Consider the following 17,674-nt stretch of genomic DNA (forward strand, 5'->3'; position numbering starts at 1 on the left):
AATATTTCGAAGCAGCTGCAAATAACATTATTCCGGAATGTTCCTGTTAAAATTTGCGTAAGTTATGGTAAAATCAGACATATGGTGGTATAATAAGAACACTTAGGAAAGGTCGGTACAGTGATAGAATATTTTTGCTGTGCTGCCGGTTTACTGTCAGACAGTACAGCCGAACAGAAAGAAAGGATGGTGCAGTGTTATGAATTTAAATACAACAAAGCTTGAAGAACTGCTTGCAACACTGAAGAAAAAAGAAGAAGAGAAAGATAAGAACACAGTCCTTTGGGTACTGGCGATCATCGGCGCAGTTGCAGCTGTTGCAGGAATCGCATTTGCAGTATATCGTTTCTTCGCTCCGGATTACCTGGAAGATTTTGAAGAAGATTTTGATGATGACTTCGATGATTATTTCGAGGATGAGGAAGAGTAAGAACTTTCACTGCAGAGGCTGTTTTGAACAGATCAGAATGGCTGTCTGTTATGTATGAATATGAGATGCGGATAATTGAAGCCCCGGCGCGATACCGGGGCTTGATTTTTGAAGACGGACCGTGAAACGTTGGCGTTCATGAGCAGACAGTAAAGAGGATCCTGAATGTTCGAACTATTGTCTGCTGGTTATAAAACAGAAAGAGGATTTATGAAAAAAGGTGAAATTTACGAAGGTATTATAGAAAAAGTGGAATTTCCAAACAAAGGTTTTGTTTGGGTTGATGACCAGAAAGTAATTGTAAAAAACGGAATCCCGGGACAGAAAGTCCGGTTTATGATCAATAAGAAACGTTCCGGCCGGGCGGAAGGACGTCTTCTGGAGGTCCTGGAGAAATCTCCCCTGGAAACAAGAGAACCTGCCTGTCAGGAGTTTCCGGCATGCGGCGGCTGCATGTACCAGACCATGAGCTATGAGGCGCAGAAGGAGATGAAGGAGCGCCAGGTGAGAGAACTTCTGGATGGGGCAGTAAGAGAGAGCCTGGCTAAGATCGGGAAGAACGGTGATGGGACAGAAGAAGCTGAGGCTGCAGATCGTTTATATCACTGGGATGGGATCTACGGCAGTCCTATTGAGTTCGGGTACCGCAATAAGATGGAGTTTTCCTTTGGGGATGAGTATAAGGATGGGCCGCTGTCCCTTGGACTTCACAAGAAGGGAAGCACTTACGATATCCTGAATACGGATGATTGTAAACTGGTCCATCCGGATATGACGAAGATCCTGGTCTGTGTGCGGGAGTTTTTCCTGGAGCGTAATGCCAGCTTCTATAAAAAGCTGCAGCATGTGGGGTATCTTCGACATCTTCTTCTTCGAAGAGGCGTCACAAGTGGTGAGATCCTGGTCCATGTGGTAACCACCACCCAGGAAGAATATGATCTGGAGCCTCTGAAAGATCAGCTTCTTGCACTTCCGCTGGAAGGGAAGATCGTGGGGATCATGCACATTTTAAATGATTCTTTATCCGACGTGGTACAGAGCGACGAGACGAAGATCCTTTATGGAAAGGATTATTTCTATGAAGAACTTCTTGGACTGAAATTTAAGATCAGCACCTTTTCCTTTTTCCAGCCAAATTCCCTGGCTGCAGAGATCCTGTATTCCAAGGTGCGGGAATATGTAGGAGATACCAGGGATAAGGTAGTGTTTGATCTTTACAGCGGAACTGGCACCATTGCCCAGCTTGCGGCGTCCGTTGCCAGCGAGGTGATCGGTGTGGAGATCGTGGAAGACGCGGTAAAAGCCGCCAGAGAAAACGCTGCACTTAACGGCATCAATAACTGTCGTTTCATTGCCGGAGACGTGCTGAAGGTTCTGGACGAGGTGCCGGAGAAACCGGATATGATCATCCTTGATCCGCCCAGAGATGGCGTTCACCCCAAAGCCCTTCCAAAGATCCTGGCTTACGGCGTAGACCAGATCGTATACATTTCCTGCAAGGTTACAAGTCTTGTGAGAGACCTCCCGGCATTTTATGAGGCAGGATATGAGATGACCCACGCCTGTGCAGTGGATCAGTTCTGCCAGGGCGTTCATGTTGAGACGGTAGTACTGCTTTCCCACAAAAAGCCTGACAGTGTAATTAACGTAAAAGTCGAGTTTGGCGAGGGAGAGGGCAAAGTGCCGCTAAAGGCTATTTCTGAAAGGGCAGAAGCCTACAAGCCGAAAGAGCGAGTGACCTATAAGATGATAAAGGAGTACATAGAAGCGAAATACGGCTTCAAAGTACATACCGCATATATTGCAGAGGTAAAGAGAGATTTAGGCTTGCCGATGTACGACGCTCCCAATGCGGTGGAAGAATTGAAACAGCCGAGGAAACATCCGACGGCAGAAAAAGTAGAAGCGATAAAAGATGCCTTGAAACACTTTGAGGTAATCTAAAAAATAAGCGTATCATTAGAGATAGTGGTACGCTTATTTTTTTGCCAGATTTATACCTTTGAGCTGTTTTAGAGATTTTCATATAATGAAGATAACAGAAAGGACGGTGCTGAATATGAGAGAAAAGAAAACCCATTTATATCTGGATAGCCAAGAAAGACGCCTGCTGTTACATAGCCTCATGGAATTAAAAAATCAGCTTATACAGCAAGGCAGATATACCGATTGTGTTGATGAACTGATTTTTAAGGTGACAAGCGCACCATTAAAAAAGCTCAAAGTACAGTACGCTTGCCTACAAAATGCGGCTTGAAGCGATGAAGCGACAAGCAGGCAGACCCCCGAAAGAAAATGCGTCGCCATTGGCGACTAATTTATCAAAGGGGCGTTCTGATACTGAATTAGGAGAACTTGTAGGAGAAAGCAAAGACCAGATACGCAGATATATCCGCTTGACCGAGCTTGTTCCCGAAATCCTGCAAATGGTAGATGAAAGGCGGATTGCGTTCCGTCCTGCGGTGGAAATCTCTTATCTGCCCGAAGAACAGCAATACACCCTGCTTGAAGCTATGGAGTACAGCGACGCTACCCCGTCGCTTGCACAGGCTATCAAAATGAAGAAGTTTATGCAGGAGAATAGGCTGACGGACGAGGTTATCCAGTCCATTATGGAGGAAGAAAAGCCAAACCAGAGGGAAAAGCCCGCTTTCCGTGATGAAAGGATAACAAAGCTCATTCCCAAATCCGTACCCAGAGGGCAGGAATCGGACTTTGTGGTGAAAGCGTTGGAGTTCTACAACCGCCATTTGCAGCGGAGCAAAGACCGTGAACGGTAGCCACACACCGAGGGCGAGGTCTGTCTGTTCGTGGCTAACCGCTTTGTCGGTTTCCCCCTCTCCGCACCTCTCCCCCTAAATTACTGCCAGAACTATCCGAAAAAAGAAAGTATTTAAGCTGCCAACTGGCGGCTTTTTTCTTCGGTTAGTAAGGAAAATTCAACTCAACAATAACAGGAGGTAAACGATGAAATTTCGTAGATTATTTAAAAAGGCTGCGGCTGCTTTAATGGCTGCGGTCACGGCATTGTCCGTCCTGCCTGCGACGACGGCGTTTGCTGCGGGCGATATAGGCACGATTTCCTTTACCCACACCTATGACAGCAATGGAAATGCGATGAGATACAATTCCAGTGCTGTCATTAACGGATATACCGCAGGCGGTACGGGAAATTACAAGTACCGTATGTATGTGGACGGCGATGTGGCGTTTTGTATTCAGCCGGGTGTACCGCTGAAAACAGGAAACACCTTGAAAAAGAATTCCTCGGAAATGTGGAACGCCCTTTCCGCAAGCCAGAAAAAGGCGGTAGGGCTTGCCCTGCTCTATGGGTATCAAGGCAACAGAGGCAATCTGTCTGGAAGTGATGATGAAAAATGGCTTGCGACACAGACCCTTGTATGGGAGTTTGTGACGGGCTGCCGTGAAGCCACAGGCTCATACCGCCAGACAAGCAAGACGGTTTACAGCCTGCACTTTGGCTCAAATTATGCGAACAGCGGGGCAAGGGCGGTATATGACCAGATTGTTTCTCTGATGGCGAAGCATAACACCATTCCGAGCTTTATGTCGGGCGGTAAAAATGATATTACCAAAGAGCTTGCCTACAAGGACGGAAAGTACAGCATTACGCTGACCGATAAAAACGGCGTCCTTTCCGATTACAGCTTTTCAAGCTCTGACGGAAATGTAAAGGTGTCAAAGTCTGGAGATAAACTGACGATCAGCTCTGCCGTTGCTATTTCTGGCTCTGTCCGTATCACGGCAAAGAGAAACGATGTGCCAACGGTCAGCGAAAGCGCAAAGATGATTGCTTATGGCGACCCGAACTTGCAGGATGTCGTCACTGGTGTTGAGAACGCCGATACGGTTGCCGCCTATATCAACATTGAAACACCCACAGGCACGATTGCGCTGAAGAAAACTTCTGAGGACGGCGTTGTCGGCGGTATTCAGTTTCATATCAAGGGCGATAACTTCAACAAGACCGTAACGACAGACAAAGACGGAAACATTACCGTGGAGGGCTTATTCCCTGCCACCTATACCATCACGGAACAGTCCATTGACCGCTATGAGCCGCAGCAGAGCCAGACCGTGACCCTTATCGGTGGAAAGACCACTACCGTAAACTTCAACAACACCTTGAAGCGTGGCTCTCTGGAGGTTATCAAAAATTCTGAGGATAATCTTGTGGAGGGCGTGAAATTCCACCTTTACGGCACTTCCCTTAGCGGCTTGCCCGTTGATGAATATGCCGTGACCGATAAAAACGGCGTGGCAAAATTTGAGAATGTCCTTATCAGCGGCGATACCCCGTATGTGGTTGAGGAAGTGGATACGGCAATCCGCTACGTCGTTCCCGAAAGCCAGACAGCCCCGATTGAATGGGAAAAGGTCACAAGCCGCAGTTTTACGAACATTCTGAAAAAATTCAATGTAACCGTGACGAAATCCGATGCGGAAACAGGAACGGCACAGGGCGACGCTTCCCTTGCGGGTGCGGTTTACGGCATTTACAAGGGCGAGGAACTCATTGACACCTACACCACAGATGAAAACGGACAGTTTACGACCAAGTATTATGTCTGCGGCAATGATTGGACGGTCAGAGAGATTACACCGTCCGAGGGCTATCTGCTCGATACGACCATTCACAAGGTAGGCGCAGAGCCAGAGCTTTACACCGTGGAATATAACTCTGCCGCCAACGATGTAAACGAGCAGGTCATCAAGGGCAATATCGCTATTATCAAGCACACCGATGACGGAGAAACCCAGATTGAAACACCCGAAACAGGGGCGACCTTTGAGGTCTATCTGAAATCCGCAGGCAGCTATGAGGACGCAAAGGAAACCGAGCGTGATGTCCTCACCTGCGATGAAAACGGCTTTGCCCAGACAAAGGATATGCCTTACGGCATTTATACCGTGAAGCAGACCTCTGGTTGGGATGGTCGGGAGCTGATGAAGCCTTTTGATGTGTTTATCAGCGCAGACGGTCAGACCTACCGCTATCTCATCAACAACGCCAACTTTGAAAGCTATATCAAGATTGTCAAGAAAGATGCGGAAACAGGCAAGACCATCCCGTATGCGGGCGCAGGCTTCCAGATTTACGACCCGAATGGCGAACTTGTGACAATGACGTTCACTTATCCCGAAGTAACGACCATTGACACCTTTTATACCACAGCGGACGGCGACCTTATTACGCCGCAGACGTTGGAATACGGTACGGGCTACTCTATCGTGGAGGTACAAGCTCCCTATGGCTATGTGCTGAACTCCGAGCCTGTTTACTTTGATGTGGTGCAGGATAACTCTGCCGAGGAAAGCGGCATTACCGTCATTGAGGTGGTACGCTCCAATCTGGCGCAGAAAGGCACGATTACCGTTTCCAAATCTGGCGAGGTGTTCTCCACCGTGGCAGGCGACAAGGGCTTGTATCAGCCGATTTTCTCTGTCAGCGGTCTGGAGGGTGCGGTATATGAGATTACCGCCGCTGAGGATATTTACACTCTGGACGGAACATTGAGAGTCGAAAAAGGCGAGGTTGTTGACACCCTTACCACAGGCACGGACGGTGCGGCAAAATCCAAAGAGCTGTATCTGGGCAAATATGAGGTTAGGGAAATTGAAGCCCCTTACGGAATGGTGCTGAATGGGGAAACCCATACTGTCGAGCTTGTGTATGCAGGTCAGAATGTAGCTGTTACCGAAACCGCCACGAGCTTCTATAACGAAAGGCAGCGTGTGGAAATCGACCTTGTAAAGAGTCTTGAAGTGGATAAGGATTACGGCGTTGGGAACAATGGAGAAATCCTTGATGTAACCTTTGGACTGTATTCGGAAAAAGATTTGACAGCCGCAGACGGTACAGTCATTCCTGCGGACGGTCTGATCGAGGTCATTACCCTTGACGGGAACGGTCACGGGAAAGCAATCAGCGACCTGCCGATGGGCAGCTACTATGTGCAGGAAATCAGCACAAACTCCGCTTATCTGAAAGACGATACCAAATACCCTGTTGTCTTTGAGTACGCAGGACAGGAAACCGCAACCGTTCATATCACAGCAAATGACGGCGAAACCATTGTGGTGTTTATCGTAGGTGCGGCAGTCTGGCTCAATCTCCGTAACCGAAAGAATAAATGACCCGATTTTGCAGGAGAAGGGCGGCTGAAAGATGCCGCCCTCTTTCTGTTTCTGGAGGAAACTATGAGGAATCTGAAAACCATCGAAAAGAAAGTAAAAGCCGTTCTTGAAAAGAATACAGACGCCCGAAACGACGATATGGTGCTGTACCTTGCCCTCTGTAATGTGTGCCTAAAGGATGCAGGGGCGATACCCCTTGCAGAGATTATGACGCAGCACAAATATCTCGGCTTGCCGAGCTTTGAGAGCGTCAGCAGGACAAGGCGGAAGTTGCAGGCGAAGTACCCAGAACTGGCGGGAAGCCGCCCCACACAGAAGTTACGGGCGACTGGCGAAAAGGCATACCGTAAGTATGCCAAAGAATGAGAGGTGCTTATGAACGAAGAAAAACGCATCAACGGCGGTTATGAAATTATCGAAAGCTGTACGATCGGGAGTAACGAGCTTGTGATCGGTCATAACCCCAAAGCCCCCAATCCGTATGTCTGTTGGTATTGCAAAAATGGCACGGATTATTTCTGGGGCTATTACTGCAATCAGTTATCTGAAGCAAGAGAAAAGCTGAATGAACGGTATCAAAGAGAGTGCGATATGCCGTACAATCAGCCCCAGAAAAAGCAAAGGCAGCGTGATGACCGTGAGCGATAAGAAAAAGATGTATGACTGTACTCATATATTTTAAGGAAATGAGAGTTCTTATTAAACGAGTTGTAATTTCTTGCTATAAGAGATTTAATTTCCTGCCATGAGAAATGTAAATGTAAAACGGGGCAGAGAATTTTCCAACATCTTAACTAAATGACATTGGAGAATTTTCTCTGCCCCTTAATCTACCATAAGCTACCTGCGTTGAGCCATTTTTCTATATTCATTTGGGAACAATCCCGTGCTTGTTTTGAATATATTAGCAAAACGCCCTGCATTACTGTATCCAACAGCAACGGCAATCTGCTCTACCGTAAAATCAGTAGTTGTGAGTAAATTTTCGGCATGGCTTAACCGTCTTTGGCTAATGTAATCTGTAATGGTACAGCCATAAATCTGTTTGAATAATGTTTTAAATTTTGTTCTGCCCATACATGCAATACGGCAAAGATTGTCAACTGAAATATCACAATTAAAGTGATCGTTGATATAAGCGGTAACATTTTCAAGAGATTTCATATCTTGTTTTGAAATATGCACTTCCTGTACCTGTTTTTGCCTTTGATTGTAGTCAATAACAAGTGAAATTGCTTCTGCAACCTTTCCCTCATAAAAAAGTTTTGCCGCTATACTTTCGCCACGATAATTCCATATCTGATGCAACAGACTAATCATTTCTGGGAAATTATCAGTCCAAGAAATATTATGGAACGCTTCGTGCGGGTCAACATATTCATTCGGGAAACTCTCTTGCAAATACTTTTCATAATAAGCAGGCATAATCTCAATTTCAATCGTGCGGATAGGTATATTTTTATGTACGAGGGTCATGCACGGTTTATTGCCGCCTATAAAGCATTTCACACATCCCGCTGTCAGGCGGCGATAAGGAGAAATTTCTTCGCCCGATATTGACTCATACAGACAAATGTCTAAGCATTCCCTTTGTTCCAAGTCAAAAAAGGAATCTTCGAAAAAATAGAAATCGTGGATTTTTATGTCGTATAAGTCCTTTTGACCATAAATCCAAAAAACACCATTTCCCATTTCTGATGGAATGGAATATAGTTTGCCAACAGAATTAAATTCGCTGTTTATTGTTTTTTCACGAAATCCATGTTTGATAAGTTCTTCGTGATAGTAATTTCCAATTTCCAACATATCTCACCGTTCTTTCATACATTTTGGTCGTTTTATCATACGCTTTGGGCTTTCCTTGTGCAATGGTATTGGAGAAAGGCACCGTCAGGAGTATAATGAATATTGCGGTTAGCAACAACTAACACAATTTTATCACGGCTGAAAATATAAGTCAACTCGTGAAAAAATCGGAAAATGGAGGAATTTAATATGTCTATTCAAGCACAGGCAAAAAAAGGACTGACGGTTAAGGATTTGATTGTTATTGGAGTATTTACGGCTATTCTGTCTGTATGCTCCATGATAGGAGGAACAATCTTTTCGGTTACACCAACACTTACTTTTTATTACCCAATCGGAGCTGCTTTGCTACCGGGCCCCGTCTTTTTGCTTTTAATGGCTAAAGTACCCAAAAGAGGAACGCTTACAATTATTGGCGTATTATTAGCAACTATTGGTTTTGTACTGGGGATGCACTGGGCAATGTGCCTCGGCGGTTTGATAGGAGCTGTTCTTGCAGATGTTCTTGCGGGTCTAAAAGGTTATCACAGCAAAAAAATGAATATTTTGTCATACATTGTATATTCATTAGGCTCAACAGGAACATACCTTGCTTATTTTATCAATCCAGAAGCATGGGCGGGTACAATGCTGAAAAACGGCACTACGCAGGATTACATTGATGCTATGCAATCTGCCGCAGATTGGTGGGTGCTTGTTGTTATGTATGTTGGAACGATTTTAGTAGCAGGCATTAGCGGGTATGTTGGAAGCAAAATGTTGAAAAAGCAATTCGAGAAAGCAGGTATTACAGCATGACCCCTCAGTTAGAACACAAAACCAGATTTCTTAATTTTGACCCTCGGACAAAAATTATTTTGATAGGTTTTTGTGCTTTAACAGCAACTACAACACCCACATTGCAGTATGAGTGTATTCTGATTGCGCTTATTTCCGTGTATGGCACTTTATCTGGGAAAATTAGATATACCATAATCGGAACAGCATTCTATTTTATTTTATATGGACTTACGATGCTGTTTTTACAAGACGGGGCGGGTATGGCACATACAATGTTTATTGCGTGGCTTAGCCTGTTTTTCAAGGTATATCCATGCGGCTTGCTTTCAGGGATCGTGCTTTCGACAACAAGAGTAAATGAATTTTTATCCGCCATGAACAAAGCACATATTCCTAAAAAGGTAGTTATTCCCTTTGCGGTTATGCTTCGTTATTTTCCGACTGTTCGGGAAGATTGGCACTACATAAAGGATGCAATGCGGCTAAGAGATGTATCGCCATCATTTAAGAGCTTTATAAAAAATCCGAATATGACAATAGAGTGTGTATATGTTCCTCTCCTTATGGCAGCTTCTAAAGCAGCAGACGAGCTTTCGATTGCAGCAGTAACAAGGGGAATTGAAAATCCTTTGCCACGCACTTGTATCGTTCAGATACGCTTTAGGATAAGAGATGTGTTGATAATAGGCTGTTTTCTTGCATTATTTGTTGTGGGCTTGTTTATATAGGAGGATATGTGAATGATTGAATTGAAACAAATCAGTTTTTCCTATCCAGACGAAATGAACGGAAGTCTTGAGAACATAGAGTTATCCGTAAAAAAGGGCGAATTTATTTTGCTTTGCGGGCGTTCGGGATGTGGAAAAACGACAATTACAAGGCTGATAAATGGTCTTATTCCAAATTTCTTTACGGGAGAATTGAAAGGAACAGCAACAATAGAAAAAAAGAAAATATCAGAAATGCCAATGTATGAAATTTCATCATGTGTCGGAAGTGTTTTTCAAAATCCCAGAACCCAGTTTTTTAATGTGGATACAGATAGTGAAATTGCCTTTGGCATTGAGAATGAAGCCCTACCGCCAGAAGAATTACATAAAAGGTTAGATACGGCAGCTAAGGAATTGAATATTCAGTATTTGAGAGGAAGAAACATCTTTGGATTGTCTGGCGGAGAAAAACAAAAAATTGCCTTTGCCAGCGTTTATGCTATGAACCCAGAAGTGTACCTCTTGGATGAGCCATCTTCCAATTTGGATATGGACGCTATCAACGGCTTAAAAGAAAACCTGCGGCTCATCAAAGAACAAGGTAAAACTGTTTTAATTGCAGAACATCGGTTATATTATTTGATGGATTTGGCAGATAAAATTGTGTATTTATCAGACGGAAAAATAGAAGAAATTTACACACCAAAATCCTTTATGGAACTTTCCGATGATGCGAGAGAAAAAATGGGACTTAGGGCTGCAAATCTAAGCAGTATTCATTTGCGTTCACAGAAGAAAATGAATTTACCTATGGTCTTGGAAATAAAAAATGTATCCTTGTATTATAACAAGCAGCCAGTTATGGAACATATCAATTTTAAAGCTGCAAAAGGAGAAATCATAGGGATTGTCGGTCACAATGGAGCAGGAAAAACCACTTTCCTAAGAACACTTTGCGGTCTGCACAAAGAGTATTCAGGAGATTTTCTTTGGGAAAGCAAACCCCAAAATACAAAAGACCGCATGAAGCGTTCTTATATGGTTATGCAGGATGTTAATTATGAGCTTTTTGCAGAAACAGTTGAAACGGAATGTACGCTTGGGATACGAAATCCAGATTATGAATTGATAAACCGAACACTTGCAGACCTTGATATAGCGGCATTTCGAGAAAGACATCCAAATACGCTGTCTGGTGGTCAGAAACAGCGTTTAGCTGTTGCGGTAAGTATGATTTGCGGAAAAGAGCTTCTTGTTTTTGATGAGCCGACAAGCGGGCTTGACTTCGACAGCATGGAACAGGTGGCAAAACTTATCCAAAAGGTAGCCGAGGGAAAAATTGTCTTTGTGGTATCGCATGATTACGAGTTTATCAGTCGGGTGTGTTCGAGGATTATCCGTTTCGACAATGGAACGGTAACGGCAGATTTAGAAGTATCTACTGATTATGAAAGTGAAATTGGCACGATGTTTGGAATAAATGAAGAATGACCAGAAAGGAGTTGGAAAATGAAAGTTAAAAAGGAAAATCCAATATTGCTTTTATTAAAGTGGGCAAATAAAGACAGGATTTATTTAGTGGCATCTGTTATTTGCGCTTTTTTAGGAGGATTGTTTGCAATCGGATCTTACATAGGCATCTATAGACTGATGGATGCCATTTTATCGGGTATTTGTACGAAACAAGTTGTTATAGAAAGTGCAGTTTTAATCACGGCAACGGTCATTATACGGCAAGTGTTTCAAGCTGTTTCTGGTGTGTTTTCTCACAAGGGGGCATACGGGGCTTTATTCCGTGTCAGATGTATGATTACAGAGCATCTGGCTAAAGTGCCTCTTGGCTCTCTTGATGAACGCAGAACGGGGGATATTAAAACAGTATTAAACGAGGATATTGAAAAATTAGAGCTTTGTCTGGCTCATAATATTCCAGAGCTTGTCGGATTTGCAACGGCTCCTGTTGTCATCTTTGTTTATTTGATGACAGTTAATATTCCGTTAGCCCTTATTTCTCTTATTCCGCTTGTCCTTACTGTAATTATTATGGGATTTGTTTTTGCATTTATGTCTGGAATGATGCAGCGAGTTACTACATCAATGGCAAATTTCAATTCTGTTATTATTGAGTATATAAGCGGAATGAAACTGATAAAAGCCTACAATATGGGAAGTCGCTCATTTCAGAAATTTTCAGATGCAATAGAGGAAGAAAACAATATCTGGAATAAAGTTTCCAGAAGGACAGGGGCTTTATATGCAGCATTTATTATTGTGCTTGAATGTGGCATGGCTCTGATCGTTCCAATCGGAGGGAGATTTTTCCTAAGCGGCTCTATTACCGCAAGCGTTTTTCTATTGTTTGCATACATAGGCTCATTATATTTGTCAGAGTTATTACCATTGCAGCAGTTTAGTATGGAATTGGCTCAGTCATTGAATGGTGTTACGAAAGCAAAGCAAATTCTTGACTTGCCCATTTATGAAAGTAAAGGAGATTTCCCAAGCCATTGTGATATATCAATGAAAAATGTTCAGTTTTCTTATGACGGAAAAACCACTATACTATCAAACTGCAATTTGCATGTGGCAGAGGGAGAAAAGATAGCTATCGTTGGTGCGTCTGGTGCAGGCAAAAGTACGATTATTGAATTGGTTTCCAGATTTTATGATGTGCAAAATGGAGAGGTGCTGATAGGCGGAATAAATGTGAAGGATATTAGTTATGAACAGTTGCTGCAAAATGTTTCTATTGTCTTTCAGAAAACTTTTCTTACCCGTGACAGCGTGTTAGCAAATATCCGCATGGGAGGAAACGCTACTTTAGAACAGGTACGGCAGGCAGCTAAAGAAGCACAGATTGACGATTTTATTATGTCGCTGCCAGATGGATATGATACAAAAGTTGGCAGCTTCGGAACTCGTTTCTCTGGCGGAGAGCGTCAGCGTATTGCAATCGCAAGGGCAATTTTGAAAAATGCTCCAATTTTAATTTTGGATGAAGCGACAAGTGCGGCAGACCCAGAAAATCAAGTAGAAATTGACAAAGCTATCGCAAATCTTTGTAAAGGAAAAACCGTTATTATTGTTGCTCACCGTCTGGGAGCAATCAAAATGTGTGATAAAGTCGCTGTAGTGGAAAACCATACAATTACTGCATTTGGAACACATGCGGAAGTCTTAAAAAATAACGCTTATTATAAAGAGGCATGGGGAAATTACAATGCCGCCAGAGAGGTAACGTATTCGGTGAAAGGAGCTGAAGATAATGCGGGCAAATAATCCGTTCAAAAAAAATTTGCGTTTTGGTTTGGGAATTGTTTTTACTGTAATTGAGGGCATACTGTCTGCTTGTGTTTATATGACCCTCTATATGTTGATTGATATGCTTATTCATAATGATGTTACCAGTCAAAACTTACTTAATCTTACGTTATTGATTATTGGAATTTTTTTGGTACGACTTGTTATGTATGGTTTTGGATATACGCAGGGGCAAATCGGCGGTGGTGCGATATCAAAACAAATACGGCTTTATCTTGGAGATAAGTTTAAGAAAATTCCGCTTGCAAGGTTTACAGAGGGACAGGTAGGTGCTTATGTAAATACGATGACAAGTGATGTAAAAGGGTATGAGCAGATATTAACGCATAAAATCGGAAATCTTGTAAAGAATATCTCTCTTTCGGTAATGTTGATTGTGTTTTTATGCTATTTATATCTCCCCGCAGGGTTGATTTTGATTGCGGTAAGTTTGCTGTTCATACCTAATTTGTGGCTATCTTTTCGGATTGTAAAAAAATATGGAACAGCAAGAAATAAAATATGTGCAGAAGCCGTCAGCAGTATCGTGGAATACATAACGGGAATACAAACTCTGCGAGTTTACAATATGAGTGGAGTTAAGAATGAAACGACAACGAGTGTTCTGAAAAATTACAGTTATATAAGTTATAAATATGAAGCTATGGGTATTCCCGTTGCATTTAGTTTCAGTATTCTTAATTGGCTTTCCCTTCCCGTGGTAATGTTAGTGGCATCGAAACCGTGGCTTGCAGGAACATTGGCAGGAGTTGATTATCTAATGGTTTGTATGATGCCTATGCTGCTTGCGAAAATGTATATGACAATTTCAATAGACTTGTTCGGCTATAAAAATATGATGATTTCAAAGCGAAATATTCAGAAAGTCGTAGATGAGCCAGAAGAACATGGAACTATGGAAAAATTCAATCCGACAACCCATGAAATTTGCTTTAGGGATGTGCAATTTTCCTATGTTCAGGGAGAGCCTGTTTTGAAAGGAATAAACTTTTGTGCTGAAAATCAGAAACTTACTGCGATTGTCGGGGACTCTGGCTCTGGAAAATCTACTATCCTAAATCTGATTTCAAAATATTATAACGCAGATGCGGGAGAAATTTCTATCGGAGGATATGCTATAAATGATACCGCAGCGGAGCGAGTATTAGAAGAAATTTCAACGGTAGACCAAGATGTATTTTTGTTCGATGATACTGTTCGTGAGAATATACGGCACGCCCGCCCAGATGCAACGGATGAAGAAATTGAAGCTGCCTGCAAAGAAGCAAATTGCGATGAATTTATCCGCAAAATGGAAATGGGATATGATACGCCGATTGGCGAAAACGGCAATCTTTTATCAGGCGGAGAACGGCAACGGCTTTCCATTGCCCGTGCAATATTGAAGAATAGCCCTATATTACTTCTTGATGAAGCGACGGCATCACTGGATATTGAAAATGAACTGGCTGTAAAGCAAGCGATTAGTAATCTCCTGAAAAAGAAAAAAACTGTTGTAATGATTGCTCATACTCTGTCCATTGTAAAAAATGCCGACCAAATATTAGTGGTATCAGGTGGGCGGATTATTGAGCATGGAACACATGAGGAGCTTTTGAAAAAAGATAATAAATACACCGCTATGTGGAATGCAGAACAGAAGTTGTCTGCGTAGAGGTCTTACAAAAAATACAACGATTTAATTGAAGCATGAATAGGCAGGACAAGCTCACCGAATAAAAAAAACGGCGCTTTCGGTGGGCGGTTTTGCTATGCCCAAATGAACAAGCTACTCCCCCAGACCCGTTTTTAGAGTTTGGAGGGATTTTTTATGTGTTGGTCTGGAATTACCGCATCGTTACTTATACGAAACGGTAGTTTTTTACATAGCCTCATGAATAACCTGTTAAAAAAATTCTGGCTTCTGCGAGGGGGCTTTCCACTCCAAATATAGAAGTCAAATCTCTACATAAAAGAACTATAACAACTATGAGCCGCAAGGGTATGACAGCCTTTGCGGTTTTTCTTTTGTCGTTTTTTGCAGGAATACGCCGCAGGGCTGTTTCTGATGCCCGTTGTCGATCTCCACCTCTCGATCTGGATTTTTTCAAAAAATTCAGATTGGAGGTAACGGATTATGGCTTACAACAAAGCCAAAGAAGAACGGAAATGGCGGCTCTGGAAAGAAGCTGAAGAAAAGAAACTGCGGAGCTTGGGTGTCAGTGAGGATGCCATCGAACAGCTCCATACCCACGATTGGGCTATCTTCAATTCCGACAGGCGGTACTACGAAAAATTGCAGGATGTAGGTACATACCTTGAGGAAGTTGCAGAGGATACAACACAGCCCGAAACAAAGACGGTGGATGACTTCTTGGACAGCATTGAAAATCAAGAGCTTTATCAGTTCTTGATTAAGGTGGACAGGCTTACTCTGCAAACTGTTTTATTACAGCTTCAAGGCTTTTCCGTGCCAGAGATAGCAAAAATGCTTACGTTCTTCATGTACTCTTGTTGTGATTTCATTGTTTTTTATCGTATAATATGGATGCTGGAGGTGGTTTGGATGAAATACAAGATTTTAGTTGTCGATGATGATAAAGAATTGGTGAAAATGCTTTGTAGTTATTTTAATATGAAACAATATGAAACCATTACGGCTACAGATGGAATGGAAGCATTAAATAAAATGAAAATGAAACCGGATATTATTTTGTTGGATATCAATATGCCACGCATGGATGGGATTGAAGTATGTCGTCTGATACGCAGTAAAGTGTTATGTCCAATTTTATTTCTGACAGCAAGAGTTGACGAAGATGATAAAATTAATGGGTTGCTTTCAGGTGGGGATGATTATATTACGAAACCATTTAGTCTTCGGGAGTTGGAAGCAAGGATTGTCACAAACATAAAGAGAGAAGAAAGGCATCAACAAAAAACGGAATACCGTTTCATGGATGAAATGCTGATTGATTATTCTGAAAAAATAGTAGCTATAGCTGGACACAGGATGGAGTTCACAAAAATTGAATATCAGATTATTGAATTCTTATCCATGCATCCAGGGCAGGTGTTTGATAAAGAACGTATATATGCACAAGTCTGTGGATATGATGCGGAAGGGGACAGTAGAACGATAACGGAATTAGTACGGCGTATAAGGAAAAAAATAGCGGATTATTCAGAAAAAGAATACATAGAAACTGTATGGGGGATTGGATACCGATGGAAAAAATAAGAAACTTGTCACTGAAAAAAACAATTCTGCTTTATTTTGTGATCAGCTTAACGGCAGCATTTCTGTTATCTGGATTTACAGTTCATTTTGCAGGAAATATGCAGAATAAAATATGGGAAAAATATATTGATTATGCAGATTATACGGACGTGTTTCAGCAATATGGAAAGAAATACGAGATTGAGATATCAAGACCTAATCAATCGCAGATGAATCGTTTGGACTATCATCTTTCGGAAATGTGTGACTTTATGGAAACATATTCGGTACTGATTTTTTCGATTGTTGGGAGTGTTGTTGCGGTATTCTTTTTTTATAAAAATAAGTTAAAGACACCTCTACAGGAACTAAAAGATGCCTCACAAATGATTGCAGATAATGAACTGGATTTTCATGTGTCCTATGAAAATAAAGATGAGATGGGAACTTTGTGTAAAGAATTTGAAATGATGCGAAGTGATTTAGCAGATAACAACAGAAAGATGTGGCGAATGATTGATGACGAGAAGGCTTTGCGGAATGCAATTGCACATGATATACGTTCTCCACTTTCCATATTGCGTGGGTATCAGGAAATGCTCTTAGAGTTTGTTTCTGCCGAGAGTATAAAAACAGAGGATGTTATTGATATCTTACAAACAGGCATGTATCAGATTGACCGTATAGAGCATTTCACGGAAAACATGAGAAAAATGTCCCATTTAGAACAGAGGGAACTGCAATGCTCAGAGATAGAGTTATCGGAACTGGCAAAAAAGATTGAGGCAGAAGCTGCCATGCTGTCCAAGAAGGAAAGTAAATTATGTAAGGTAGAAAGAGTGCAGGAACAAAACATTGTGAAAGTGGATGAGGAACTTGTCATGGAAGTGACAGACAACTTACTGGAAAATGCGGTTCGATATGCACAAAAAAGTATTGCTTTGCAGATAAAGAAAAAGGATGGTTTTCTTATAATTTCTGTTGAAGATGATGGAATAGGATTTGTGGATACTGAGGAAAAAGTAACAGAGCCATTTTATCATAAGAATCCACAAGATGATTTAAAGCATTTTGGCCTTGGTATGTATATTTCTCGTATTTTCTGTGAAAAGCATGGAGGAAATTTGAAAATATATAATGCCAGACAAGGCGGTGCTCATGTAGAAGCTCTTTTCAAAGCTGAATAAAAATACTTTATAAGGCTGAAATCGCAAATAAAGTGGTTTTAGTCTTTTTTGTTGTGAATTTATTGAGAATTGATTTGTATGA

At 42.1% G+C, this 17,674-nt stretch carries 13 protein-coding genes and 2 pseudogenes; 14 read left to right on the forward strand and 1 reads right to left on the reverse strand.

Annotation, left to right across the window (positions count from 1 at the left end):
* Window positions 1–199: 199 nt before the first annotated feature.
* The 7 genes and pseudogenes from BN3261_RS16055 to BN3261_RS16085 all read left to right on the forward strand — a co-directional run bounded on the left by BN3261_RS16055 (window position 200) and on the right by BN3261_RS16085 (window position 7,237).
* Window positions 200–430, forward strand: coding sequence for a hypothetical protein (locus BN3261_RS16055; RefSeq protein ID WP_015526073.1), 231 nt, complete (start codon window positions 200–202; stop codon window positions 428–430).
* A 210-nt stretch (window positions 431–640) separates the two neighbouring features.
* Window positions 641–2,374: a 23S rRNA (uracil(1939)-C(5))-methyltransferase RlmD gene (gene rlmD / locus BN3261_RS16060; RefSeq protein WP_059086982.1), complete on the forward strand. Its 1,734-nt coding sequence runs from the start codon at window positions 641–643 to the stop codon at window positions 2,372–2,374.
* Window positions 2,375–2,489: 115 nt separating this feature from the next.
* Window positions 2,490–2,687, forward strand: a complete 198-nt coding sequence (locus BN3261_RS16065; protein ID WP_059086983.1) for a hypothetical protein — start codon at window positions 2,490–2,492, stop codon at window positions 2,685–2,687.
* Window positions 2,668–3,210 (forward strand): annotated as a pseudogene (locus BN3261_RS16070) (chromosome partitioning protein ParB); the annotation flags it as partial. The gene BN3261_RS16065 and the pseudogene BN3261_RS16070, both read left to right, overlap by 20 nt.
* Window positions 3,211–3,397: 187 nt before the next feature.
* Window positions 3,398–6,529, forward strand: a pseudogene (locus BN3261_RS16075) (SpaA isopeptide-forming pilin-related protein); the annotation flags it as partial.
* 123 nt (window positions 6,530–6,652) lie between these two features.
* Window positions 6,653–6,955 carry a hypothetical protein gene (locus BN3261_RS16080; protein WP_059086752.1) on the forward strand — a complete coding sequence of 101 codons (303 nt, stop codon included), beginning with the start codon at window positions 6,653–6,655 and terminating at the stop codon, window positions 6,953–6,955.
* Window positions 6,956–6,964: 9 nt separating this feature from the next.
* Window positions 6,965–7,237, forward strand: coding sequence for a hypothetical protein (locus tag BN3261_RS16085; protein WP_059086753.1), 273 nt, complete (start codon window positions 6,965–6,967; stop codon window positions 7,235–7,237).
* A gap of 192 nt (window positions 7,238–7,429) precedes the next feature.
* Here the strand turns inward: BN3261_RS16085 and BN3261_RS16090 are convergent, their stop codons facing one another.
* Window positions 7,430–8,395, reverse strand: coding sequence for a helix-turn-helix domain-containing protein (locus BN3261_RS16090; RefSeq protein ID WP_059086754.1), 966 nt, complete (start codon window positions 8,393–8,395; stop codon window positions 7,430–7,432).
* Window positions 8,396–8,584: 189 nt separating this feature from the next.
* On the opposite strand from BN3261_RS16090, the gene BN3261_RS16095 reads away from it, so the two are divergent.
* The 7 genes from BN3261_RS16095 (at window position 8,585) to BN3261_RS16125 (ending at window position 17,592) form a co-directional block, all read left to right on the forward strand.
* Window positions 8,585–9,193 carry an MptD family putative ECF transporter S component gene (locus tag BN3261_RS16095; RefSeq protein WP_059086755.1) on the forward strand — a complete coding sequence of 203 codons (609 nt, stop codon included), beginning with the start codon at window positions 8,585–8,587 and terminating at the stop codon, window positions 9,191–9,193.
* Window positions 9,190–9,903, forward strand: a complete 714-nt coding sequence (locus BN3261_RS16100; protein ID WP_059086756.1) for an energy-coupling factor transporter transmembrane component T — start codon at window positions 9,190–9,192, stop codon at window positions 9,901–9,903. Before BN3261_RS16095 ends, BN3261_RS16100 begins: the two co-directional genes overlap by 4 nt.
* A 12-nt stretch (window positions 9,904–9,915) precedes the next feature.
* Window positions 9,916–11,376, forward strand: a complete 1,461-nt coding sequence (locus BN3261_RS16105) for an ABC transporter ATP-binding protein (RefSeq protein ID WP_059086757.1) — start codon at window positions 9,916–9,918, stop codon at window positions 11,374–11,376.
* An 18-nt stretch (window positions 11,377–11,394) separates the two neighbouring features.
* Window positions 11,395–13,164, forward strand: a complete 1,770-nt coding sequence (locus tag BN3261_RS16110; protein ID WP_059086758.1) for an ABC transporter ATP-binding protein — start codon at window positions 11,395–11,397, stop codon at window positions 13,162–13,164.
* A complete protein-coding gene (locus BN3261_RS16115) occupies window positions 13,151–14,860 on the forward strand; it encodes an ABC transporter ATP-binding protein (RefSeq protein ID WP_059086759.1) in 1,710 nt (569 codons plus the stop codon). The genes BN3261_RS16110 and BN3261_RS16115 overlap by 14 nt, the downstream gene beginning before the upstream one ends.
* Before the next feature lie 891 nt (window positions 14,861–15,751).
* Window positions 15,752–16,426 (forward strand): response regulator transcription factor, encoded by a 675-nt coding sequence (locus BN3261_RS18335; protein ID WP_059086984.1) that lies wholly within the window; start codon window positions 15,752–15,754, stop codon window positions 16,424–16,426.
* The gene (locus tag BN3261_RS16125; protein ID WP_005348491.1) at window positions 16,414–17,592 is read left to right on the forward strand and encodes a HAMP domain-containing sensor histidine kinase; all 1,179 of its coding nucleotides are present in this window, start codon (window positions 16,414–16,416) and stop codon (window positions 17,590–17,592) included. Before BN3261_RS18335 ends, BN3261_RS16125 begins: the two co-directional genes overlap by 13 nt.
* The last annotated feature ends 82 nt before the right edge of the window (window positions 17,593–17,674 follow it).

Origin of the sequence: Blautia massiliensis (ex Durand et al. 2017), from assembly GCF_001487165.1 — a bacterium.
Taxonomy (GTDB): Bacteria; Bacillota; Clostridia; order Lachnospirales; family Lachnospiraceae; genus Blautia_A; species Blautia_A fusiformis.

What these genes read in the sequence shown, in the direction of transcription:
- BN3261_RS16125 (WP_005348491.1), top strand. Translation starts at nt 16,414, where the DNA reads ATGGAAAAAATAAGAAACTTGTCACTGAAAAAAACAATTCTGCTTTAT.
- BN3261_RS16105 (WP_059086757.1), top strand. Translation starts at nt 9,916, where the DNA reads ATGATTGAATTGAAACAAATCAGTTTTTCCTATCCAGACGAAATGAAC.
- BN3261_RS16085 (WP_059086753.1), top strand. Translation starts at nt 6,965, where the DNA reads ATGAACGAAGAAAAACGCATCAACGGCGGTTATGAAATTATCGAAAGC.
- BN3261_RS16065 (WP_059086983.1), top strand. Translation starts at nt 2,490, where the DNA reads ATGAGAGAAAAGAAAACCCATTTATATCTGGATAGCCAAGAAAGACGC.
- BN3261_RS16115 (WP_059086759.1), top strand. Translation starts at nt 13,151, where the DNA reads ATGCGGGCAAATAATCCGTTCAAAAAAAATTTGCGTTTTGGTTTGGGA.
- BN3261_RS16095 (WP_059086755.1), top strand. Translation starts at nt 8,585, where the DNA reads ATGTCTATTCAAGCACAGGCAAAAAAAGGACTGACGGTTAAGGATTTG.
- BN3261_RS16110 (WP_059086758.1), top strand. Translation starts at nt 11,395, where the DNA reads ATGAAAGTTAAAAAGGAAAATCCAATATTGCTTTTATTAAAGTGGGCA.
- BN3261_RS16090 (WP_059086754.1), bottom strand. Translation starts at nt 8,395, where the DNA reads ATGTTGGAAATTGGAAATTACTATCACGAAGAACTTATCAAACATGGA.
- rlmD (WP_059086982.1), top strand. Translation starts at nt 641, where the DNA reads ATGAAAAAAGGTGAAATTTACGAAGGTATTATAGAAAAAGTGGAATTT.
- BN3261_RS16100 (WP_059086756.1), top strand. Translation starts at nt 9,190, where the DNA reads ATGACCCCTCAGTTAGAACACAAAACCAGATTTCTTAATTTTGACCCT.
- BN3261_RS18335 (WP_059086984.1), top strand. Translation starts at nt 15,752, where the DNA reads ATGAAATACAAGATTTTAGTTGTCGATGATGATAAAGAATTGGTGAAA.
- BN3261_RS16080 (WP_059086752.1), top strand. Translation starts at nt 6,653, where the DNA reads ATGAGGAATCTGAAAACCATCGAAAAGAAAGTAAAAGCCGTTCTTGAA.
- BN3261_RS16055 (WP_015526073.1), top strand. Translation starts at nt 200, where the DNA reads ATGAATTTAAATACAACAAAGCTTGAAGAACTGCTTGCAACACTGAAG.